The sequence below is a fragment of the Kosakonia sp. H7A genome (assembly GCF_003028445.1).
Taxonomy (GTDB): Bacteria; Pseudomonadota; Gammaproteobacteria; order Enterobacterales; family Enterobacteriaceae; genus Kosakonia; species Kosakonia radicincitans.
This window is the reverse complement of record NZ_PYTZ01000004.1, coordinates 248,511-268,929: the sequence shown is the minus strand read 5'-3', so window position 1 is coordinate 268,929 and position 20,419 is coordinate 248,511. Positions and strand designations below refer to the sequence as shown.

The 20,419-nt window shown below is 55.9% G+C and carries 21 protein-coding genes and 1 pseudogene; 11 read left to right on the top strand and 11 right to left on the bottom strand.

Annotated elements, in window-relative coordinates; genetic code table 11:
• The first annotated feature begins 22 nt into the window (after nt 1-22).
• The 3 genes from CWM66_RS16405 to CWM66_RS16395 are packed head-to-tail and all read left to right on the top strand — an operon-like array spanning nt 23 to nt 2,619.
• Complete coding sequence (locus CWM66_RS16405) at nt 23-490, top strand: MarR family winged helix-turn-helix transcriptional regulator (protein ID WP_007372993.1); 468 nt, start codon at nt 23-25, stop codon at nt 488-490.
• 4 nt (nt 491-494) lie between these two features.
• On the top strand, nt 495-1,562 hold the full coding sequence (locus tag CWM66_RS16400; RefSeq protein ID WP_107146904.1) for an HlyD family secretion protein: 1,068 nt from the start codon (nt 495-497) through the stop codon (nt 1,560-1,562).
• Nucleotides 1,552-2,619 carry a DUF2955 domain-containing protein gene (locus tag CWM66_RS16395; RefSeq protein WP_107146903.1) on the top strand — a complete coding sequence of 356 codons (1,068 nt, stop codon included), beginning with the start codon at nt 1,552-1,554 and terminating at the stop codon, nt 2,617-2,619. The genes CWM66_RS16400 and CWM66_RS16395 overlap by 11 nt, the downstream gene beginning before the upstream one ends.
• A 42-nt stretch (nt 2,620-2,661) precedes the next feature.
• On the opposite strand, the gene CWM66_RS16390 is transcribed toward CWM66_RS16395, so the two are convergent.
• From CWM66_RS16390 to CWM66_RS16360, 7 genes are all read right to left on the bottom strand, one after another.
• Nucleotides 2,662-2,898, bottom strand: coding sequence for a DUF3343 domain-containing protein (locus CWM66_RS16390; protein WP_007372996.1), 237 nt, complete (start codon nt 2,896-2,898; stop codon nt 2,662-2,664).
• On the bottom strand, nt 2,898-3,662 hold the full coding sequence (gene yjiL, locus CWM66_RS16385) for a putative 2-hydroxyacyl-CoA dehydratase activator YjiL (RefSeq protein ID WP_107146902.1): 765 nt from the start codon (nt 3,660-3,662) through the stop codon (nt 2,898-2,900). Before yjiL ends, CWM66_RS16390 begins: the two co-directional genes overlap by 1 nt.
• Before the next feature lie 9 nt (nt 3,663-3,671).
• Complete coding sequence (locus tag CWM66_RS16380; RefSeq protein WP_035886588.1) at nt 3,672-4,823, bottom strand: double-cubane-cluster-containing anaerobic reductase; 1,152 nt, start codon at nt 4,821-4,823, stop codon at nt 3,672-3,674.
• 87 nt (nt 4,824-4,910) lie between these two features.
• Entirely contained in the window at nt 4,911-6,191 is a 1,281-nt protein-coding gene (locus CWM66_RS16375) for a DUF445 domain-containing protein (RefSeq protein WP_007372999.1), read from the bottom strand.
• A 40-nt stretch (nt 6,192-6,231) separates the two neighbouring features.
• Nucleotides 6,232-6,876 (bottom strand): LysE family translocator, encoded by a 645-nt coding sequence (locus CWM66_RS16370; protein ID WP_071920174.1) that lies wholly within the window; start codon nt 6,874-6,876, stop codon nt 6,232-6,234.
• A gap of 49 nt (nt 6,877-6,925) precedes the next feature.
• On the bottom strand, nt 6,926-7,690 hold the full coding sequence (locus CWM66_RS16365) for an AraC family transcriptional regulator (protein ID WP_107146901.1): 765 nt from the start codon (nt 7,688-7,690) through the stop codon (nt 6,926-6,928).
• A gap of 44 nt (nt 7,691-7,734) precedes the next feature.
• Nucleotides 7,735-8,631 (bottom strand): LysR substrate-binding domain-containing protein, encoded by an 897-nt coding sequence (locus CWM66_RS16360; protein ID WP_007373002.1) that lies wholly within the window; start codon nt 8,629-8,631, stop codon nt 7,735-7,737.
• Between the two features lie 379 nt (nt 8,632-9,010).
• On the opposite strand from CWM66_RS16360, the gene CWM66_RS16355 reads away from it, so the two are divergent.
• Genes CWM66_RS16355 through CWM66_RS16345 form a run of 3 tightly spaced genes read left to right on the top strand, consistent with a single transcriptional unit; the run spans nt 9,011 to nt 11,282 of the window.
• Nucleotides 9,011-9,694 (top strand): nucleoside recognition domain-containing protein, encoded by a 684-nt coding sequence (locus tag CWM66_RS16355; protein ID WP_007373003.1) that lies wholly within the window; start codon nt 9,011-9,013, stop codon nt 9,692-9,694.
• Nucleotides 9,687-10,154 carry a YjiG family protein gene (locus CWM66_RS16350; protein ID WP_007373004.1) on the top strand — a complete coding sequence of 156 codons (468 nt, stop codon included), beginning with the start codon at nt 9,687-9,689 and terminating at the stop codon, nt 10,152-10,154. The genes CWM66_RS16355 and CWM66_RS16350 overlap by 8 nt, the downstream gene beginning before the upstream one ends.
• 24 nt (nt 10,155-10,178) lie before the next feature.
• Nucleotides 10,179-11,282, top strand: a complete 1,104-nt coding sequence (locus CWM66_RS16345; RefSeq protein ID WP_007373005.1) for a M20 peptidase aminoacylase family protein — start codon at nt 10,179-10,181, stop codon at nt 11,280-11,282.
• 1 nt (nt 11,283) lies between these two features.
• On the opposite strand, the gene CWM66_RS16340 is transcribed toward CWM66_RS16345, so the two are convergent.
• The gene (locus CWM66_RS16340; RefSeq protein WP_072440629.1) at nt 11,284-11,805 is read right to left on the bottom strand and encodes a VOC family protein; all 522 of its coding nucleotides are present in this window, start codon (nt 11,803-11,805) and stop codon (nt 11,284-11,286) included.
• Between the two features lie 198 nt (nt 11,806-12,003).
• Here CWM66_RS16340 and CWM66_RS16335 point away from each other — a divergent pair, with 198 nt between their 5' ends.
• The 3 genes and pseudogenes from CWM66_RS16335 to CWM66_RS16325 all read left to right on the top strand — a co-directional run bounded on the left by CWM66_RS16335 (nt 12,004) and on the right by CWM66_RS16325 (nt 13,955).
• Nucleotides 12,004-13,374: an NAD-dependent succinate-semialdehyde dehydrogenase gene (locus CWM66_RS16335; RefSeq protein ID WP_035886583.1), complete on the top strand. Its 1,371-nt coding sequence runs from the start codon at nt 12,004-12,006 to the stop codon at nt 13,372-13,374.
• Between the two features lie 126 nt (nt 13,375-13,500).
• Nucleotides 13,501-13,632: pseudogene (locus CWM66_RS16330) on the top strand (BrnT family toxin); the annotation flags it as partial.
• Between the two features lie 17 nt (nt 13,633-13,649).
• Entirely contained in the window at nt 13,650-13,955 is a 306-nt protein-coding gene (locus CWM66_RS16325; protein ID WP_035886668.1) for a BrnA antitoxin family protein, read from the top strand.
• A gap of 77 nt (nt 13,956-14,032) precedes the next feature.
• Here CWM66_RS16325 and yjiA read toward each other — a convergent pair whose 3' ends face one another.
• The 3 genes from yjiA to btsT form a co-directional block, all read right to left on the bottom strand.
• A complete protein-coding gene (gene yjiA / locus CWM66_RS16320) occupies nt 14,033-14,989 on the bottom strand; it encodes a GTPase (RefSeq protein WP_007373010.1) in 957 nt (318 codons plus the stop codon).
• 10 nt (nt 14,990-14,999) lie between these two features.
• Entirely contained in the window at nt 15,000-15,203 is a 204-nt protein-coding gene (locus CWM66_RS16315) for a YbdD/YjiX family protein (RefSeq protein WP_035886582.1), read from the bottom strand.
• A 150-nt stretch (nt 15,204-15,353) separates the two neighbouring features.
• A complete protein-coding gene (gene btsT, locus CWM66_RS16310; protein ID WP_007373012.1) occupies nt 15,354-17,507 on the bottom strand; it encodes a pyruvate/proton symporter BtsT in 2,154 nt (717 codons plus the stop codon).
• Nucleotides 17,508-17,833: 326 nt separating this feature from the next.
• Here btsT and tsr point away from each other — a divergent pair, with 326 nt between their 5' ends.
• On the top strand, nt 17,834-19,507 hold the full coding sequence (gene tsr, locus CWM66_RS16305; protein ID WP_107146900.1) for a methyl-accepting chemotaxis protein: 1,674 nt from the start codon (nt 17,834-17,836) through the stop codon (nt 19,505-19,507).
• An 86-nt stretch (nt 19,508-19,593) separates the two neighbouring features.
• Complete coding sequence (locus CWM66_RS16300) at nt 19,594-20,406, top strand: GNAT family N-acetyltransferase (RefSeq protein WP_107146899.1); 813 nt, start codon at nt 19,594-19,596, stop codon at nt 20,404-20,406.
• The last annotated feature ends 13 nt before the right edge of the window (nt 20,407-20,419 follow it).

The window sequence follows — 20,419 nt, the reverse complement described above, 5'->3', positions numbered from 1 at the left end:
CCTGTGAATCAGGGGAACTCCTATGACCGAAGATGAGCTGTTTGCCCGCCGACCGCTGGGAATGCGTATGGCGATGGTGGTGCGTCAGTGGCGCGCGACCATCGATCACGCGCTGAGCGATACCGGTATCACCCAGGCGAGCTGGACGGTACTGATGCAGTTGCGCCAGTTGGGGGACAACGTTTCGGTCAGCGAACTGGCGGAAGTGCACGGCATTGAATTACCGCCGCTGATGCGCACCCTGACGCAACTGGAAAACCAGGGGCTGATTGTGCGTACGACATCGCCGTACGACAAACGCATTCGTCTGCTGACGCTCACCGCTGAGGGCCAACGCCTGCTGGAGAAGATCACGCGGGTGATTGAAGCGTGCCAGGAGCGGGCGGCGGAAAATATCCCGCCAGCGCAGATGCACGCTTTTAGCGACACCCTGAATCAAATCGCCTGTAACTTGCGCGTGATGCGCGAAGAAGACAATAAAACCGAATAAGAAAATGATGACGCCAGAACAAAAATTTGCCCACTGGGTAAGGGTGAGTATTGCCTCTTTCCTGCTGATGTTTGTCTATTTTATCGTTGCCGATATCTGGATCCCGCTGACGCCGGACTCTACTGTCATGCGCGTAGTGACGCCGGTTTCCGCGCGCGTTTCCGGCTATGTCGCAAAGGTTCACGTGCAGAACAATAGCCAGGTAAAAAAAGGCGATCTGCTGTTTGAACTGGATCCGACGCCGTTTAAAAACCAGGTCGAAGCGGCGGAAATTGCGCTGGAACAGGCGCGCCTCAGCAACCAGCAACTGGATGCGCAAATCGTTGCTACGCAGGCCAGCCTGAAGACCGCGCAGATCACCGCGCAAAACGATCGCGTCACCTTTGAGCGCTACCAGAATCTCGGCGCGATGCACAATGTTTCGCAGTCCGATCTGGATAAAGCCCGCACCACCTGGCAGACCAGCGTGCAGTCGGTAAATAACATCAATGCCAGCATCAATGCGTTAACCATTGAGCGCGGCGACCGCGATGACGCGCGCAACGTGACGCTACAAAAATATCGCAACGCGCTACAGCAGGCGCAGCTGAACCTCGGCTGGACGCAGGTGCGCGCGGAAGTTGATGGTACCGTCAGTAACCTGCAATTAAGCCCCGGTTTTTACGCCGCTGCCGGTAGCGCTTCGCTGGCGCTGGTGCATGATAAAACCGATATCGTGGCGGATTTCCGCGAGAAGAGCTTGCGTCATACCCATACCGGAACCGATGCCGCAGTGGTTTTCGATGCTCTGCCGGGGCACGTGTTTAAAGCGCATGTGACCAGCAACGACGCGGGGATTCTGGCGGGTCAGGAAGCGGTAAATGGCGAGCTTTCCGCGCCGGAAACGTCGAACCGTTGGGTGCGTGATGCGCAGCGGATGCGGATCCACGTCGCACTCGATGAGCCATTGCCGAAGCCGTTGCCGACCGGCGCGCGCGCAACGGTGCAGCTCTACAACAGTGAAGGGGTCTTTGCCCGCTTCTTCTCCGGCCTGCAAATCCGCCTGGTAAGTTTGCTGCACTATGTCTATTAACACACTGGCGCGCGTATTTACGCCCCATGGCAATATCGTTTATACGCCGAATGATTTTCGGCAGACGCTGCGTATTGTCTTCGCCGGGATGATCGCCCTGAGCGTGTCGAGTTTTTACAACACGCAATATGGCGTGTTTTACGTGGTCTATCCGGTCATGTTGTTATCGCTGGTACCGGTGTTTAACCGCCACGTCGCAAAGCAATTTATCTTTAGCGCGGTGCTGAATTGCATCGAAATGGTGTTCATCATCGGCTATCTGTCGCGCTGGCCGGTGATTATGACGCAGGTGGTTTTCGGGCTGTACGTGATGCGTTTTCGCTTTATGAGCAAAGGCGCGCTGTTTCTGTTCGGTTCGGCGGGCGTGGTGTGCCAGAGCACGATGCTCAACTTTATGAGTTATCCCACCAGCGACTGGCACACGCTGCTGTTTTCCAATATTGAAGCCAGCGTGATGGCGGTGGCGCTGAGTGCGCTAATGAATTACCTGATCCCGGATGTGGAACCGCGCACGCGTCCGCCGTTGATTGAGAAAAACGCTGCCCGCGTGCGCCATGAATCGCTGCTTTCCGGCACCGTGGCGACAATCATTTTTGTTGTTTTTCAGATCAGCGACTTAAGCGATTCGCTGTCGGCGCTGATGGCGGGCATCTTGATCCTGTTCCCGATGCATTATCGCGGTTCGGTGCTCAGTTCGCTGTGGCGCGTGGTGGGCGTGGTGATCTCCTGCCTCTATATTCTGCTGGTCCAACTGATCCTTTATAACCACAGTAGCCATATGCTGCTGATGATGCCGCTGATTGGGCTGGGTCTGGCGTTCAGCGCCCGGTTGCATGTGATGGAAAAAGTCGGCGCAGGCGTGGGGTTCGCCAGCGTCACCACCATTGGCATTATGTTTGGTCAAAACCTCCATCCGGATACGGACCTGGTGTTCAGCGATCTCTACCGCATCGTGTCCGTCACCGTGTCGCTGGTGGCGACCTTAACCATGGTCTGGCTGGTGCACCTTATTTTGAACCGTTTCGAAGCAACACGGTTTGTGATTGAGGAGCAGTAAGGCCGGGATTTGCCGGATAAGGCAAAGCCGACACCCGGCGAATTACACCACCGGCGTGAAACTCTCGCCTTCGCAGCGATAAACCGCCTGCGTCACGCCGGGGATGATCCACTGATTTTCCTCGCCGGGCTGGCAGTGAAAACGGATGCACAACCCACATCCGCCGCGTAACTGGCGGGGAATATCCTGCACCCGAAATGTCATGCCTGCGGCCTGCATCGCTTTGCGGGTTTGCAGCACGCCGGGCGTATTGTGAAACAGCAGCAGATATTCGTTCATCACCGTTTTCCCTGCCGCTGACCTATCAGCGCGGCGCCGAGCGCGCCCGCATACTGCGCATCATCATGGGTAAACACCTCGCTGTTCAGGTGCCCGGCCAGCATGCGGCGGAAGCTGGCGCAGTGGCTGACGCCGCCGGTAAACAGCAGCGGGCCTTGCGTGGAGAGACGCGCGACAAAATGCGCGCTGCGCCGTGCCATGGCGTTGATTACCCCGGCGAGGATCGCTTCCGGCGCGATGCCCGCCGAGCGCAGGCTGATCACTTCCGATTCGGCAAACACCGTACACATGCTGGTGAGTGGATGCGGCTCCACGCCATCGGTAATGGCATCCAGTTGCTCCACCTGGGTGCCCAGCGTACGCGAGATAACGTCCAGAAAACGGCCAGTACCGGCGGCGCATTTATCATTCATCAGAAAATCGGTGAGATTTCCGTTCTCATCGAGGGCGATTACTTTGCTGTCCTGGCCGCCGATATCGATAACGGTGCGGGTATCCGATCGCAGCAGCCGCGCACCGAGGCCGTGACAGGAGATCTCGGTAACCTGCTTGTCGGCGAAACCCACCAGTTGCCGGCCGTAACCGGTCAGCGTCAAAAAAGGTTTTTCCGCCATACCGGCACGCAATGTTTCCCAGGCCTCGATAATCGAATCAGCAGGGCGAAACGAGGTCGGGCAGAGAAAGCGCCGCACAATGCTGTCGTCCTCCAGCAGAATGCCTTTCGTGGTGGTCGAACCGGAATCAATGCCTATGGTCAGTGCCACAACAGCTCCTTACAGCATCTCAATAAACGCGGCGACGCGGGTGCTGAGCTGCCCGATGTCGGATGTCGAGTAATCCGTCTCAATCGCCATATAAGGAATGTTGTGCTGCTGGCGTACGTGACGTTTGATCGCCAGCGATTCGACCGCATAAGTGTGGCAGGCCTGCAAAATCACATCGATCACGCCATCGGCCTGGTACTCGTCCACCATCTGGCTGAGTAGCTTCAGCCGTTCGTCGTTGGGGGAGATGCATGAGCAGCCAATCGCCAGGTATTTGTCGGTCAATGCATCATAGACATCGCCGCTCTCGTCAACGCAGCGTTCGGTCGCTTTCGCCCCGGTGCAGTTTTCGTAACCAACCACCCAGCCGCCGTTCTCTTCAATGGCGCGTACTACTTTTTCCGCCGCGCCGCCAATCGGGCAGCCGGTGATCAAAATGCGCGGGCGGGCATCGAGGCGTTTTCCGGCCTGCCAGTCCGCTCTGACCTGTTCAGCCATCGCGTTCAGTTCGCTAATCAGTGCCTCTTTATCGAAGCGGAAGGTCGCGCCGTAGACCACTTTCAAAATATCGACGCCGCTAAGCGCAGGAGGATTAAGCTGCCCGACGCGATAGAAGTTCGCCAGCGCCTGGCGTTCGCGGTTTTTCAGCGCGATGGCCTCGCGCAGCGCGGCCTCGCTAATTGGCTGACCAAAACGTTGTTCGATAACCTGCTGTAACCGCAAAATTTCCGCTTTCCATAGCGCGCGGGAGGCCGCATCCGCAGCGCTGTTCGGCAGTTGCATCACGTGTACGGCTTTAAATTCGGCCATGTACTCGTACATTTTTTTCTTGCCGTCGCAGGTGGTTTCGCCGACTACCAGATCGGAAAAGTAGAAGTAGGGACATTTGTCGGTTTTACCGAAGCCATAGCTGCTTTTGATTAACGGGCAGAGGTTGCGCGGCAGATCTTTTTCGGCTTCTTCGATGGTTTCATCGTTGGTGGAACAGAGCGAAACCACCACCGCTCCGGCCGCCATGGCGATCTCTTGCGGCATAAACGTGCAGTAGGTGCCGACCAGCGGAATGCCCTGTTCTTTCAGATCCATCACGGTGAGAAAGCCTTTCTGGCGGGCGGCGGAGAATTGCTCGAAAACATCCGGGAGTGCGGTGATAAGCGACATGATTTTCCTTCCCCGTGACACGGGAGATGATAAAAAGATGCCGCATTATAGCCGCGATAAATATGTGGTTTTGTTGATCGCGACGGCTCAAAAAGGAGAAAAGTGCAGCAGCGTGGGCAACTGTGACAGCAGATAAAGGATCAGGCCAATGCAGCCGCCGACCAGCGTGCCGTTGATGCGGATAAATTGCAGATCCTTGCCAATGTTCAGTTCCACCTGGCGCGACATGTCCCGCGCGTCCCAGCTTTTTACCGTGTCGCTGATATGGCGCGTTAAAAAAGCGGCAAAATCAGGCGCGACGCGATATGCCGCCTGCTCCAGATGCTCATTCAGCGAGGCGCGCAGCGCGCCGTCTGCCAGCAGTGTTTCGCCGAACCACAGCCCGGCATCGCTGATGCGCTTTTTCATGCGCGAATCAGTGGACTGCATATCCGCTTTCATCCAGCCGCGCAGATCCGCCCACATCTCGCCGACATAGCGATTAAAGGCTTCGTCATTCTTCAGATATTCTTTGATGTTGTCTGCGCGCTCGGCGATTTCCGGATCGGTTTTCAGATTGGCGATCAGCTTGATGGTTGCGCGATCAAAAGCCTGGCGGATCTGATGCGCGCGGTCTTCGTTAATATCATCCAGCAGAGAATTCACCGCCTCGGAGACCAGATCCGCGCTCTGCTCGCCGAGCCATTCCGTTGGCAGCAGCTTTGCTTTCATCGGGTGATCGGTCTCCAGCCAGTGCACAACCTGGCGGGCAATAAAGGTGCGGGTGCTCTGCCGCTGCAGCAGGGCGATAAGCTGGGCGATTAAGGTGTCGAGCAGTTTCTGGTGGCGATTGTTGCGCGTCAGGCTCTCCAGCATGATGGCGCTGGTTTCGGTCAGATCGACTTTATCGATAGCTTTATGCACCGCGCGGCGCAGCAGGCGCTGAATGCGGGAGTCATCGGCCATTTCCAGAAAACCGCTCATGACCTGCAACAGATGCTGGCCGACGCGCTGCGCGTTTTCCGGTTGGCTAAACCAGACGCCGATCATCTGCGCTGGTTGGTGGCGCTGGATCAGTGCCACCAGCGACTGCGTATCGAGAAACTTCTCCTGCACGAACTGGCCAAGGTTGTCGCCGATTCGATCTTTATTGCGCGGGATGATCGCCGTATGGCGGGAAATGAACGGCAACGGTACGCGATGAAACAGCGCCACCACGGCAAACCAGTCCGCCAGCGCGCCTACCATTGCCGCTTCAGCAATGGCTTTGATCCCGCTCACCCAGAACCCTGGCGGCAGGAACAGCGTAGTGATAAACGTTGCGGCTGCAACCAGCAACAGCGAGAGCGCCAGACGCTTGGCGCGCTTAAGTTCGGCTAATTTTTCCATGACTTAAGCATATAACCCAACGACAGATTCATGCAAAAGGTTAAATCGCAAGCAGATCCCGCAGTAATCCAGCAAGGATCCACACCCCAAACACAATCAGTACTGCGCCAGCGCTGCGTTCTATCCAGCAGATGCTGCGGCTCAGGCGTTGTTGCACGGCGGGCAGGCCAATCAGCGTGACCAGCGCCAGATCCCACAACAGCACCACCAGCACCATCCAGATGCCGCTTGCCGATTGCTGAAGCAGCGTCACCTCCGGCCCCAGCAGTGCGGTCATCAGCGCAAGATAAAACAGCGCATTTTTCGGGTTCAGCAAAGCGGAACCGAGCCCGAGCAGGCACTGTTTTCGCAACGACGGGCGCTGCTGCTGCGTGTGTTTCATGGCCAGCGTTTGCGGGCGGCTACGCAGCAAATGGGTGCCAATCCACAGCAAATAGAGCGCACCGAGCAGTTCGATGGCGGTGAACAGCGGCGCGAATTGACGCAGGGCGCTGGCACCCATAATCACCAGCACAATATAGAGCGCATTGCCGGTGGCGATGCCGACGCATAACCCGGCGCTGCCGCGCAGGCGGTAACGAATGGCAAAGCCGATCAGCAGGAAGAAATCTGGACCTGGGCTAAGCAGCGCAACAAAATGCGCCAGCGCCAGTGCGGGAAAAGCAGAGGGAAATAGCGATTCCATAGTGACCTCAACAGGAAAAAACAGAGGCCACCGTAGCGCAGAGGGAGCGCTATTTATTGTCGGATATTGATCGGGCGTACTGGCGCGGTGTGGCGGCGGTGTAGTTCACAAAGGTACGGTGAAAGTGGCTCTGATCGGCAAAACCGCTCTGGTAACTGACGTCGGCCAGCGTTTCCCCGGCGCGCAGGCGGCTTTTGGCAAACTCCACGCGGGCGATATTCAGAAAGCTGCCGGGCGTCAGGCCGGTGTCCTGCTTAAAAGCGCGGATCAGCGTCTCTTTGCGCAGCGAAAAGCCGTACGCCAGCGCATCCAGCGTCGGTGGCGATTGCAGATTATCGGTTAACGCGGCCTGCAATTGCTGGCTCAGTGGACGCAGCGCGGAAGGATGATTGCCGTTGGCGGGCAGCGCATTCAGCAGATGAGCGATGGCCGCCGGTAACTCCCGCGCTTTCTCATGCTCAATAAGCGCCACAATTTGCAGATACTGGTGGAAAAGCCGTGGGTTGCGGATCACCTGTAATGCGGGCTGAGGGCGAGCTTCCTGCGTCAGATACAGCATATGGTAGCTGCGTGGTTGCCCGACAAGCGGATTACAGCTGTGCGGCGTTAAGGCCGGAATAACCATCAGATCGCCCGCCTGTAGCAGGTATTCTTGCTGATGGCAGACGCAGCGGGTTTGTCCATCGAGTATCGCGCCAATCGACAGTTGCGGATGGCTGTGGCGTTTATAAGCCTGCTGGCTGCGCCAGGTGCTGCGCAACTCGACGCCGGGCAGACGGCGGAACGTTTGTTGAATATCGCGGATGATCGACATAGCTGCCCTGGTGAGTGATGTGATTTCAGGTATATCACAGGTTGTTATTTGTCGCTAAACGCATTGCGCAGTAGCTGCCACATATGGTGGGCTGCCGGGGTAAAGCGGCGGTCGGAGCTACGCAGCAGATGGCACTGCGCGCTGCTGGCAATCGGATGATCGAGCGGCACGGCAACCAGCGAGCCCTGGCGAATAGGATCGGCGGCGGCATAAGCGGTCATAAACGAAATACCCAGCCCGGCCTGGCTCATGCCCATGGCGGTGGAAAACTGGTTGCAGCGGTACGCCGGGTGAAACTGCAACCCCTGGCTTTTAAACATCGCATTCATATGGCGTTGCAGGCCAAAGTTTTCCGTCAGCGCGATCAGCGGGTACTCCGCCAGCTCTTCAATGGTGATACTGCTGCGCCCGGCGATTGGATGCTGCGGCGACACGACCGCGCAAATCGGCCCCCACTGGAAGCTGTGGCGTTTGAGCTCTGGCGTACCGATCGGGCCGAATGCCAGCGCCATATCGGCTTCGCCGCTGACAATATCGTTGAGCATCTCCTGCATGCTGCCCACCACGATATCGACAAACACCTGCGGATAAGATTTGGCGAATTCACGCATCACGCCTTCGATAAAGGCGGTGATCAGCCCGCCGCCAATGCGGACCGAAATCGTGCCGCCGCGCATATGGCGCAGATCTTTTAGCTGGCTTTCCAGCTTCTCCCGCCGCTGGCGGCTGGCGAAATAGTCCTCGGCCAGCAGGCGACCGGCTTCCGTCAGCACCACGTTTCGTCCACGCCGCTCCAACAACGGTAGCTGGAGCGCGCGTTCCAGTTGGGCTATCTGACGGCTGATAACCGACGGGTTAACGCCGAGGATATCCGCCGCGCGGCGAATGCCACCCTGGATGCCCACTTCATACAGATAACCGACCGGTTTGTCCTGAAACATGCGCCGTTTCCTCGCTCGACTGTTGACCTGAAAGCAACAATAACATTCATTTGCAGGCATTTATCATGCCGGTTTAATAGAGATAATCAAATTAATGCTTAATTTATTCTGCCGGGAGGAAATGAAAAACAACGCCGATAGAATTGCACCAAAACGGTGCCCGAAAACGGTGAGAGGTTATTTTATTAGGGCAGTGTCAGGGCTTAATTAAATAAATTTTCGCTAACTTTGCTTTTTATTCCCGGTATTTTTCGGGAAGGTTTTTTATTGCGTTAAAAAATGCAATGCCAGTTATTTATTTTAGCATTTTGTTATTCAGGCACGGATCCTGCTTATTCATACAACATGGTCATCTAATTTATATTTAAAGAGAGATGTTATGAGCGAATCTAAAACGCTGGAGCAACCGGCAAACGAAGAAGCAAACGAGTGGAAAGTGGGGCCGGGTGCCTGGATCTCCTTGATCATTGTGCTGCTGGTTTTTTCCGGTTTCTTTTTTAAAGTGGACGGTATGGCGTGGCTGGGCGCCTTCGACTTCACCACGCTGGGCGGTAGTTTTGGCACCATGAAGTCGCCGGAAACCAGCACCTTTATCGGCAGCGGCGGCATCAGCGCCAAAGCGGGTTTCTTGTTTGCGCTGTCGCTGGTGCCAACGGTTATGCTGGCGCTGGGGCTGCTGGAGATATTCACCCACTATGGTGCTATTCGCGCGGCGCACAAATTACTGACGCCGCTGCTGAAACCGCTGCTGGGTATTCCGGGCTACACCGGGTTGGCGTTGATCACCGACCTGCAAAGTACCGATGCCGGTGCGGCGCTCACCAAAGAGCTGTATGACAGCGGAAAAATTGCCCGTAAGGACGTGGTAATTATGGGCGCGTGGCAATATTCCGGTGCCGGATTAATTAATAATTACTTCTCGATTGGATCGGCGATGTTTGCCTCATTAACCATTCCGATCATTATTCCGCTGGTCTTAATGTTTGTCCTGAAATTCGTTGGCGCCGCCGTGGTTCGCCTGACATTAAATACTGTCTATAAGAGAGATTTCGACCATGAATAATACCGCCAAAGTCTCCGGCAACCCGTTTGATATTTTCGTTATCGGCGCACGTAAAGGTTTTAATATCGCCATTAATAACCTGATGCCGAATGTCGTAATGGCCTATGTGATTGCTGAAATGCTCAACTTACTGGGCGTGATGCAGATTATTGGTCATCTCTTCGCACCGCTGATGGGCGTGTTCGGCCTGCCGGGCGAAGCCGTGACCGTGCTGCTCACCGCCTGGCTCTCCTCTTCCGCTGGAACCGGCGTTGCTATCAGCCTGCTGAGTAAAGGTCAGCTTGATGTCGGGCAGATCACCATTCTCGCCCCGGCCATCTTTTTAATGGGTTCACAGCTACAGTATATGGGCCGCCTGCTGGGTGTGGCCGATGTCCCGAAGAAGTACTGGCCGTTACTGATGGCCGTCAGCATTCTTAACGCGATTATTTCTATGCTGATCATGCGCGCTATTGCCTGAGTAAAGAATACCAAGGAGTAAGACGTGTCACGCACATTAGAACACTTTAATTACCTGCATCAGATCCCGGAGCTGGGATTCGAAGAGTACAAAACCTCTGCCTACATCGCAGGCGTACTGGAGGCGGCGGGCTACCAGGTCACGCGCCAGGTGAATAACACCACCGGCATCGTGGCCGTGCTGGACAGCGGTAAACCCGGCCCGGTACTGGCGTTGCGCGCCGATATGGACGCGCTGGGACATATCATCAATGGCGAGCATGTCGCGCGCCACACCTGCGGCCACGATGGTCACTCTTCCGTGGTGCTGACCACCGCCCAGGAAGTGATGGCGGAAGGGGTGGTGAAAAAGGGCAAGCTGAAGTTTATCTTCCAGCCAGCTGAAGAACTGGGCACCGGAGCGATCGCCCTCACCGAGGCTGGCGTGCTGGAAGATGTCGATATGCTGCTCGGCTTCCACCTGCGCCCGCTGGAAGAGTGCCCGATGGGGCAGGCTGTTCCGGCGATGTACTACTCGGCATCTGCCACTGTTGAAGTGATGTTCCACGGTAAAGCGGCCCACGCCGCGCGCCCGCATTTAGGGGTGAACGCGCTGGATGCCGCGGCGCACGCGGTACAGGCTGTGAATGGCATTCACCTTGCGCCGTCGCTGACCTGGAGCGCGAAAGCCACGCGTTTTCTCTGCGATGCTGGAGTAACAAACTCGATTCCCGATAAAGCGCAGGTGTGCTGGGATTTGCGTGCGGCGCAGAACGAATCCATGGATACACTCAAGCAACAGGTGCTGCGCGCCATTGAGAGCAGCGCCGCGGCGTATGGCGCACGCGCGGAGATCCGCATCCTGAAAGAGATGCCTGCCGCCATTATTCATGATGAGGCAACGGAAGTGGTTTCCCGCGCAATTCGTAGCGTGTTTGGCGATGCCGGGTTGACCGAACCGAAATCAACACCAGGCAGTGAAGACTTCTTCCACTACCTGCGTCTGCGCCCGCAGGTGAAAGGCGGTTTCTGGGGGCTGGGCGCCAACCTGACGCCGGGGCTGCATCACCCGGAAATGCACTTTGACCGCGAAGCATTAGCGCTCGGCGTGAAAGTGTTTAAAGCCTGTGTGCAGGATGTGCTGGGCTGAGTCAGGGCTTCCAGCGGCGCAGTGGCGTTTCACGCTCATAGGGCATCGGCGAGGGCCGGGAGATAAACTCGACGATGCTGCCCCACGGCGTGCGGCCGTAGCAAAACACATTACCCTCGCCTTTTTCGGTGGCAAAACTCAGCGGCTGCGGCGCGGTAAACACTTCGCCGCCCGCCGCGCGAAAACGCTGTAACGCGCGTTCAATATCGTCGCTGTAAACCGCAAAGTGCTGCAGGCCAAAATCATTGGCCCGCTGCGCTTCCCGCTGTGATGGTCCCTGCATTTCAAACAGCTCAATGCCGGGGCCATGCGCGAGTTTCAACATCCTCACCGCTTTCACCACCGTACCCGGCACCAGGCCTAACGTCTTCTGCTGCGCATCGTTATCAAGATCGTTATCTTCCGGCGAAACGGACTGATAAATCAGTTCGGCACCTAGCCCCTGGGTGAGAAATTGTGTGGCTTCCTCGATATCCGGAACGGTAATACCAATATGATCGATCCCGCGAACGGTCTGCTGCATGCTGCCTCCTGTGATGTTCATCGCATAAGCATAGCGCAACGTACGTCTGCCAAAATCAACGCTATAACCTGCCGGTTAATCATTATCTTTACTTATCTTTATCCTGTTTATTCTTATAAGACGTCATGTATCAACTAGTCTTAAGACTTGTGCCAGCGTTTAAAACTTAATGAATGACGATACCAGGAGACATGTAATATGGCTTATAAAACAGTGAATCCTTTTAACAATCAGCTCATTAAAGAGTACGCGAACCACAATGATGCCGAGATTGAAGTGGCACTGACAAAAGCGGATGCGCTGTATCACTCTTCGTGGTCGAAGGGGGATATTGATCAGCGGCTTACGGTGTTGCACAAACTGGCCGATCTGATTGATAACCAGCAGGAAGCGCTGGCAAAAATCGCCAGCCGTGAGATGGGGAAACTGATTGCGCAAAGCCGCAGCGAAGTACAGCTCTGTGCGCAGATCGCCCGCTACTATGCCGATAACGCGAAAACCTTCCTGGCACCGGTGAAATACCCGTCTGAACTCGGCGAAGCGTGGGTTGAGCACCATCCGATTGGCGTGATCATGGCCGTGGAGCCGTGGAACTTCCCCTATTACCAGTTGATGCGCGTGCTGGCGCCAAACTTCGCCGCCGGTAACCCGGTTCTCTGTAAACATGCCAGCATCGTGCCGCAGTGCGCCGAAGCTTTTGCCCATCTGGTGAGGGAAGCGGGCGCACCGGAAGGGGCGTGGACCAATCTGTTTATCTCTTCCGAACAGGTATCGGCCATTATTGCCGATCCGCGCGTGCAGGGAGCGGCGCTGACCGGTTCGGAAAAAGCCGGTTGCGCGGTAGCGGCGCAGGCGGCGAAGCACACCAAAAAATCGACGCTGGAACTGGGCGGGAATGACGTGTTTATTGTGCTGGATGACGCCGATCTGGATAAGGCGGTGGAAACCGGCGTGCAGGCACGCCTGGCGAATGCGGGCCAGGTTTGTACGGCAGCCAAACGCTTTATTATTCATCAGGATATTGCCGATCAATTTCTGCGCAAATTCACGGACGCTTTCGGCCAGGTGAAGCTGGGCGATCCACTGGATGAAAGCACCACGCTTGGCCCGCTTTCGTCGAAAGAGGCGCTGGATACGCTAAGCCAGCAGGTGAGCGAGGCGGTACAAAAAGGGGCGAAACTGCATTTCGGCGGTAAACCTGCCAAAAGCGAAGGCAACTTCTTTGAACCCACTATTTTGACCCATATTACGCGCGATAACCCGGCTTACTTTGAAGAGTTCTTTGGCCCGGTGGCGCAAATTTATGTGGTGAATAACGATGATGAAGCTGTTCGACTGGCTAATGATTCGCACTATGGCCTCGGCGGGGCAATCTTCAGCCGTAATATCAAGCGCGCGAAACAGATGGCTTCGCGCATTGAAACCGGAATGGTGTGGATCAACTGGCTGACCGATACCGCCGCAGAATTGCCGTTCGGCGGCGTGAAGCGCTCCGGCTTTGGCCGCGAACTCTCTGATTTAGGCATTAAAGAGTTTGTGAACCAGAAACTGGTGGTGGTACGGCAGTAATTTTCCCTTTCCCCCTCCAGCGAGGAGGGGGAATCTTTACATTCCATGATGAAAAAAACAGCAGATCAAAATACAAAAATGTATATACTTTTCTGTATATACACTCAAGGATGAGAAAAGCATGTCATGGAGTTTGAATGGGACGTCACTAAAGCAAGAAGTAATCAACGCAAGCATGGCATTCGCTTTGAAGAAGCCGTATCGGTTTTCGAGGATCCTTACCATTTGTCCATCCAGGACCGGTTCGAGAATGGCGAATAAAGAAAGGGATCGTTATGAGCATGGTTAAACATAAATCGGGTGAGTTGCCAGCGCTCAACAAGCAGCGTGAAGCTGAATTAAAAGCGCAGGCAAATAAATCGGACGGAGAGATTGATTACAGCGATATTCCGTCCACAGATGACGTGTTATGGGCTGGCGCTGTGCGCGGTAAGTTTTTTCGCCCGTTAAAAACGCAGGCATCGGTGCGTATTGATGCTGATGTGATGGAGTGGTTAAAACGACCGGGGAAAGGGTATCAGACGCGGCTCAATGCCATTTTGCGTGAGGCAATGATGCGCGATTTGCAGAACAAGAAGTAACGGATAGTTGCCGGATGGCGCTGCGCTTATCCGGCCTGCGTTCTGCTCTGCAAACCCCTGGCCGGATAAGGCAGTGGCTATTTTTTTAACCCTGCAAAGGCTTCGCGGATTTCGTCTTCCGGCAGTTGCACACCAATAAACACCAGCGTGCTGTGCGGGGTTTCATCGCCCCACGGGCGATCCCAGTCGGCGCTGTAGAGGCGCTGCACGCCCTGGAAAAGCAGACGGTTTGGCTCGCCGTCTATCCACAGCATCCCTTTGTAACGCAATAACTTTTCGGCAAAACTCAGCAGCAGGCTCTCCATTACGCGCGACACCTCGCTGATGTCCACCGGGTAATCGAGTTCTACCACAATCGAGCTAATGTCGTTCTGCTTGTCGGCCATAAAGTGGAAGCGCGGCTTCGCGGCGACCACGTTCTCTTCCAGCATAAATCCGTTGGTATTAAACAGATTCGCCAGCTCGATATCTCCGTGAGTAACGGTGTAAATCGGCGCGCGGGCGTTGATGCGGCGCAGGCGTTCGCGCAGTTTTTCGCTCTCGCCGGCAACATCGGTTTTGCTCAGCAGAATGCGGTCGGCATAGCCAATCTGCGATTGCGCCAGCGTAAACTGGTTCATTTGTTCATCGGCGTGGACAGCATCGACCAGCGCGATCACCCCGTCGAGCAGATAGCGCTGGCAGAGGGTCTCATGGGCGAAAAAAGTCTGAATGATTGGGCCAGGATCCGCCATGCCGGTGCACTCGATCACCAGGCGGTCAAAGGCGATATCGCCGCGATCGAGGCTGTCGAGCAGATCCAACAGCGCATCTTCCAGCTCACTGGAGCGGCTACAGCAGATACAGCCGTTAGTCAGGGTTTTGATTTGCGTGGCGCGATCGCCAATTAATTGATCGTCAACGGAGACTTCACCGAATTCGTTTTCGATGACGGCGATTTTGTAGCCGTGCTGTTCATTGAGGATATGGCGTAAGAGGGTGGTTTTGCCTGCGCCGAGGAAACCGGTCAACAGTGTGACTGCAATTGGGGTCATAACATCTCCTTTAGCAACAGCGGACACCGCCCTTGCCGTCGCCGCCGTAACGCGCCTGCTGGCGTTCGCGGAAGAACTCTTCGTAAGTCATGTACGATTTGTCGGGATGGTTGGTCTTCATATGGTCAACATAGTTGTCATAGTCCGGAATACCAATCAGCATCTTTGCCGCCTGACCGAGGTACTTTTTTGCTTCGCCTAAGTTACCAAACATTATTCTTCCCGGATATTGATTATGCTGGATGGCGGCGTTCGTCCTATCCGGCCTGCGATGACTGCTGAACTCATGTAGAACCCCGCTCTGCGGGGTTCTACATCATGAAGTTTTGTTAGGCCGGATAGGCGTAGCCATCCGGCATCAGGTTTAATGATGTGAAGAGGTTTTCACGCCGCCTTCCGGCACCGGAACATACGGTGTTTCTTTGTCGGTACGCACTTTATTGTTACGTACGTTCAGCCAGGTTTTGATGCCGTAGAAGATGATGCTGTAAACCACCACCAGGAACAGAATACTCAAACCGGCGTTGGTGTAGTTGTTCACCACGATATGGTTCATGTTGGCAATCTGTTGCGCAGTCAGGTCACTGCCGCCCGCGGCAATCTTCTCTTTGTACTGGTTAGCCATATACAGGAAGCCTTCCAGTTGCGGGTTGGTGCTGAACAGTTTCAGACCCAACGCCCAGGTGGTGCACAGCAGCAGCCACATGGCCGGAACCACGGTCACCCAGATGTATTTGGTGCGCTGCATTTTCACCAGCACCACCGTGCCCAGCATCAGCGCCACTGCGGCCAGCATCTGGTTAGAGATGCCGAACAGCGGCCACAGGCTCTTCACGCCGCCCAGCGGATCGACCACGCCCTGATACAGCAGGTAACCCCACAGACCCACGCAGCCCGCCGTACCGATAACGCCTGCTACCAGCGAATCGGTTTTCTTCAGGAACGGTACGAAGTTGCCCAGCAGATCCTGCAACATAAAGCGACCGGCACGTGTGCCCGCGTCCAGCGCGGTAAGGATAAACAGCGCTTCAAACAGAATACCGAAGTGGTACCAGAAGCCCATGTCTGCCATCGGGATGATTTTGTGGAACACGTGAGCGATACCGACCGCCAGCGTTGGCGCGCCACCTGCGCGGTTCAGTACCGACGGTTCGCCGATATCTTTTGCAGTTTGCAGGATCTGCTCAGGTGAAATCACAAAGCCCCAGGAGCTGACGGTTGCCGCCGCGTGCGCGGTTACATCTTTCAACTGCGCCAGAATCATCGGCGCGTTTTCACCGCCCAGCTCATGCAGGTTTGGCATGGTGATGCCCAGACCGGCTGGCGGGGTGTTCATCGCAAAGTAGAGGCCCGGTTCGATAATAGATGCTGCAACCAGCGCCATTACCGCAACGAAGGATTCCATCAGCATTGCGCCATAACCGATAAAGCGCGCGTCGGTTTCGTTGGCCAGCAGTTTCGGTGTCGTACCCGAAGCGATCAGCGCATGGAAGCCAGATACGGCGCCACAGGCGATAGTGATAAACAGGAACGGGAACAGTGCACCTTTCCACAGCGGGCCGGTGCCGTCAATGTACTGCGTCACCGCAGGCATTTTCAGTTCCGGGTTGAGGATCACGATGCCCAGCGCCAGACCGACGATCACGCCGATTTTCAGGAAGGTCGCCAGATAGTCACGCGGCGCGAGGATCAGCCAGACCGGCAGCAGCGCAGAAACAAAGGCATAACCAACCAGCGCGAAGGTGATGGTGGTGTCTTTGAAGGTCAGCGCCGGTCCCCAGTACGGGTCGTGGGCGATCACACCGCCAAACCAGATGGAAGCCACCAGCAGCACAATACCGATCACCGACACTTCACCCACGCGGCCAGGGCGCAGGAAGCGCATGTAGATCCCCATAAACAGGGCAATCGGTACGGTGGAGCAAACGGTGAACACGCCCCACGGGCTTTCCGCCAGTGCTTTCACCACGATCAGCGCCAGCACCGCGAGGATGATGATCATAATCAGGAAGCAACCGAACAGCGCGATGGTGCCGGGTACGCGGCCCATCTCCTCTTTCACCATCTCACCGAGAGAGGCGCCGTTACGACGGGAGGAGATAAACAGCACCATGAAATCCTGTACCGCACCGGCCAGCACTACGCCTGCCAGCAGCCACAATGTGCCGGGCAGGTAACCCATTTGCGCGGCCAGTACCGGGCCGACCAGCGGGCCTGCACCAGCGATGGCGGCAAAGTGGTGACCAAACAGCACGTAGCGGTTGGTTGGCACATAGTTAAGGCCGTCGTTATTGATCACCGCCGGTGTTGCGCGGGTCGGATCGAGTTTCATCACCTTTTGCGCGATGTAAAGGCTGTAGTAGCGGTAAGCCACCAGATAGACGGAGACGGATGCAACAACGATCCACAGAGCACTAACGTGCTCACCCCGGCGTAAGGCGACAACAGAGAGACAGAAAGCACCGATAATCCCGAGAATCACCCAGGGTATGTGCTTGAAGAGTTTTTTAGTATCCATATCAGACCTGGTTTTTTGCAGAATGAGTGAACTGGACTTGAAGTGTTGTTTTGACTGAATGCTGGCTGCGATCATGACAAATTACGCGCGTAAAGCGGCGATGATTTGACTCAGTGGTCAGAAACGGTTGCTGAGCGGTAAAGGGGTGGTGGTGAGCGGTTTCAGCGGCGCGTAAGTGCCGGAAAATATGTGATTTTGATCACGCAGAGAGAAAAGGCTGGTTGTCTTTTGTTCGGTGAAAAGCGAACAAAAATAGCACGATGCACCATAAAGTTTTTCTTATGCAGGCCGAAAACCTAACGTCTGTCTATAAGGAAAGAGAAAACATGTTAACTCGCATCAAACTTGTCACCAGTTTATTGCTGGTGCTGGGATTATTTGGCCTTTTACAACTCACTTCTGGCGGCTTGTTCTTTAACGCGCTGAAACACGACAAAGAAAACTTCACCGTTCTGCAAACCATTCGCCAGCAACAGTCCACGCTGAACGCCAGCTGGGTTGCGCTGCTGCAAACCCGTAATACCCTTAACCGCGCCGGGATCCGCTACATGATGGATCAGAACAATATTGGCAGCGGCGCGACGGTGTCCGATCTGATGCAGATTGCCAGCATCTCGCTGAAACAGGCAGAAGCAAGCTGGAATGCTTACCAGGCACTGCCGCGCGATCCGCGCCAGAGCGAGGAAGCTGCGGCAGAGATCAAGCGTAACTACGATATCTACCACAACGCGCTGGCGGAGCTGATCCAGTTGCTGGGCGCAGGCAAAATTAATGCCTTCTTCGATCAGCCGACCCAGAGCTATCAGGACGGTTTCGAGAAGCAGTACCTCAATTATTTGCAGCAGAACGATCATCTGTATGAAACGGCGGTCAGCGATAGCGAAAGCTCTTACGGCTCTGCCATTTGGATCATTATTACGGTGCTGATCGTTGTGCTGCTGGTGATCATCGGTGTCTGGGCTGGGATCAAGCGAGCGCTGATCGGGCCGTTGAACCACCTGATCGACAACATTCGTCATATTGCTGGCGGCGATCTGGTACAGCGCATTGATGTCCACGGTTCCAATGAGATGGGTGTGTTGGCTGACAGCCTGCGTCATATGCAGAGTGAGCTGGTGCGTACCGTCAGCGATGTGCGTAATGGCGCCAACGCGATTTATAGCGGGGCCAGTGAAATTTCGGTGGGGAATAACGACCTTTCCTCCCGTACCGAGCAGCAGGCCGCTTCGCTGGAAGAGACGGCAGCCAGCATGGAAGAACTGACGGCAACGGTGAAACAGAACGCCGATAACGCCCGTCAGGCGAGCCACCTGGCGCTGAGCGCCTCTGAAACCGCGCAGAAAGGCGGTAAAGTGGTGGATAATGTTGTGCAGACGATGCGTGATATTGCCGCCAGTTCGCAGAAGATCGCTGACATTATCAGCGTAATCGACGGTATTGCCTTCCAGACCAACATCCTGGCGCTGAACGCCGCTGTTGAAGCCGCGCGTGCGGGCGAGCAGGGGCGTGGCTTTGCGGTGGTGGCGGGCGAAGTTCGCAACCTGGCGCAGCGCAGCGCCCAGGCCGCTCGTGAAATCAAAAGCCTGATTGAAGACTCTGTCGGTCGCGTTGAACTGGGTTCTACGCTGGTGGAAAGCGCCGGGGAAACCATGGGTGAAATCGTGAATGCGGTGACCCGCGTGACCGACATTATGGGTGAAATCGCGTCTGCCTCCGATGAGCAGAGCCGTGGTATCGACCAGGTGGGTCTGGCGGTTTCCGAGATGGATCGGGTGACACAGCAGAACGCCTCGCTGGTGGAAGAGTCCGCTGCTGCTGCGGCGGCGCTTGAAGAGCAGGCCAGCCGTCTGACGCAGGCGGTTTCCGTATTTCGCATTAGCCAGCAGCAGAGCAAGCTGAACAGCGCGACGCCAGCCAGTTTCACCCGGGCCTCTCCGGCAAGCGCACTACCGCGTAAAGCGGCAGTGACCGATGCCGGTGATAACTGGGAAACTTTCTGACGGTTATTTGCGCCCTGTCATGCAGGGCGCATTTCCCCTCCGCTTCCCCGTGCTATGCTCACTGCATCATTTCGTGGAGAAGCCTTATGAACTTCGTCGCTATCCCTGCCATTCACTACAGTTGCACGCAACTTGCCGCCCTGGTTGGGCAATGTTTTGAAGGTTACAGCATGCCGTTTTCGTTGCCGCCAGCGGTATTTGCCCAGCGTTTTATCGCCGAAGGGCTTAGCCTCGTGGACTCATGCGTCTGGCTGGATGACGAGGAGCCTGCGGCGGTGGCCCTGATCACCCGGCGCGGCGCATCGGCGAGGCTGGCAGCGTTCGCCATTCGCCCGCAGTATCGTGCGCAGGGGTTGGGCAAACGTCTTCTTCCGCCCTTAATAACCGCGCTGCGCGATAAAGGCGTGCGGTTGCTGCGGCTGGAAGTCATTCAGGATAATCATCCGGCGGTTGCTCTGTATCACTCGCTGGGCTTTACCACAATCCAGCCACTTTATGGCTTTCAGGGCGCGAAGGAGGTGGACGGTGAAGATAATGCGTTGCGGGAAATTGATCCGTTGATCGTGGTGCGCAAAGCGGTCTGCGAGAGTAATGCCACGCTCTCCTGGCTGACCGATCCGCTCTCCGCCGTATCATTACCGGCGCGGGCGTTTGAGTACCGTAATCATGCGCTGGCAGTGATTGCCACGCACATGGAGACGCCGCAGCTACGGTTTATTTATGTGGAGCCGGAGTACCGGCGCAGAGGATTTGCCAGTGAACTTCTGCGGACGTTGAATCAGCATTTTCCCGGTCTGAGCACCTCGGTGGTGGTGCCCGGCGTATTTGCGCCGCTGTTCGATCGTGCGGGTTACAGCAAGCTTGCGCTTAGCCAGTATGAGATGAAGGCTGACCTGTAACGGCCAGCCTTCG

Bases quoted from the DNA above. Each gene is read 5' to 3' on its own strand.
- CWM66_RS16405 (WP_007372993.1), top strand. From the start codon at position 23: ATGACCGAAGATGAGCTGTTTGCCCGCCGACCGCTGGGAATGCGTATG.
- CWM66_RS16400 (WP_107146904.1), top strand. From the start codon at position 495: ATGATGACGCCAGAACAAAAATTTGCCCACTGGGTAAGGGTGAGTATT.
- CWM66_RS16395 (WP_107146903.1), top strand. From the start codon at position 1,552: ATGTCTATTAACACACTGGCGCGCGTATTTACGCCCCATGGCAATATC.
- CWM66_RS16390 (WP_007372996.1), bottom strand. From the start codon at position 2,898: ATGAACGAATATCTGCTGCTGTTTCACAATACGCCCGGCGTGCTGCAA.
- CWM66_RS16380 (WP_035886588.1), bottom strand. From the start codon at position 4,823: ATGTCGCTTATCACCGCACTCCCGGATGTTTTCGAGCAATTCTCCGCC.
- CWM66_RS16375 (WP_007372999.1), bottom strand. From the start codon at position 6,191: ATGGAAAAATTAGCCGAACTTAAGCGCGCCAAGCGTCTGGCGCTCTCG.
- CWM66_RS16370 (WP_071920174.1), bottom strand. From the start codon at position 6,876: ATGGAATCGCTATTTCCCTCTGCTTTTCCCGCACTGGCGCTGGCGCAT.
- CWM66_RS16365 (WP_107146901.1), bottom strand. From the start codon at position 7,690: ATGTCGATCATCCGCGATATTCAACAAACGTTCCGCCGTCTGCCCGGC.
- CWM66_RS16360 (WP_007373002.1), bottom strand. From the start codon at position 8,631: ATGTTTCAGGACAAACCGGTCGGTTATCTGTATGAAGTGGGCATCCAG.
- CWM66_RS16355 (WP_007373003.1), top strand. From the start codon at position 9,011: ATGAGCGAATCTAAAACGCTGGAGCAACCGGCAAACGAAGAAGCAAAC.
- CWM66_RS16350 (WP_007373004.1), top strand. From the start codon at position 9,687: ATGAATAATACCGCCAAAGTCTCCGGCAACCCGTTTGATATTTTCGTT.
- CWM66_RS16340 (WP_072440629.1), bottom strand. From the start codon at position 11,805: ATGCAGCAGACCGTTCGCGGGATCGATCATATTGGTATTACCGTTCCG.
- CWM66_RS16335 (WP_035886583.1), top strand. From the start codon at position 12,004: ATGGCTTATAAAACAGTGAATCCTTTTAACAATCAGCTCATTAAAGAG.
- CWM66_RS16325 (WP_035886668.1), top strand. From the start codon at position 13,650: ATGAGCATGGTTAAACATAAATCGGGTGAGTTGCCAGCGCTCAACAAG.
- yjiA (WP_007373010.1), bottom strand. From the start codon at position 14,989: ATGACCCCAATTGCAGTCACACTGTTGACCGGTTTCCTCGGCGCAGGC.
- CWM66_RS16315 (WP_035886582.1), bottom strand. From the start codon at position 15,203: ATGTTTGGTAACTTAGGCGAAGCAAAAAAGTACCTCGGTCAGGCGGCA.
- btsT (WP_007373012.1), bottom strand. From the start codon at position 17,507: ATGGATACTAAAAAACTCTTCAAGCACATACCCTGGGTGATTCTCGGG.
- tsr (WP_107146900.1), top strand. From the start codon at position 17,834: ATGTTAACTCGCATCAAACTTGTCACCAGTTTATTGCTGGTGCTGGGA.
- CWM66_RS16300 (WP_107146899.1), top strand. From the start codon at position 19,594: ATGAACTTCGTCGCTATCCCTGCCATTCACTACAGTTGCACGCAACTT.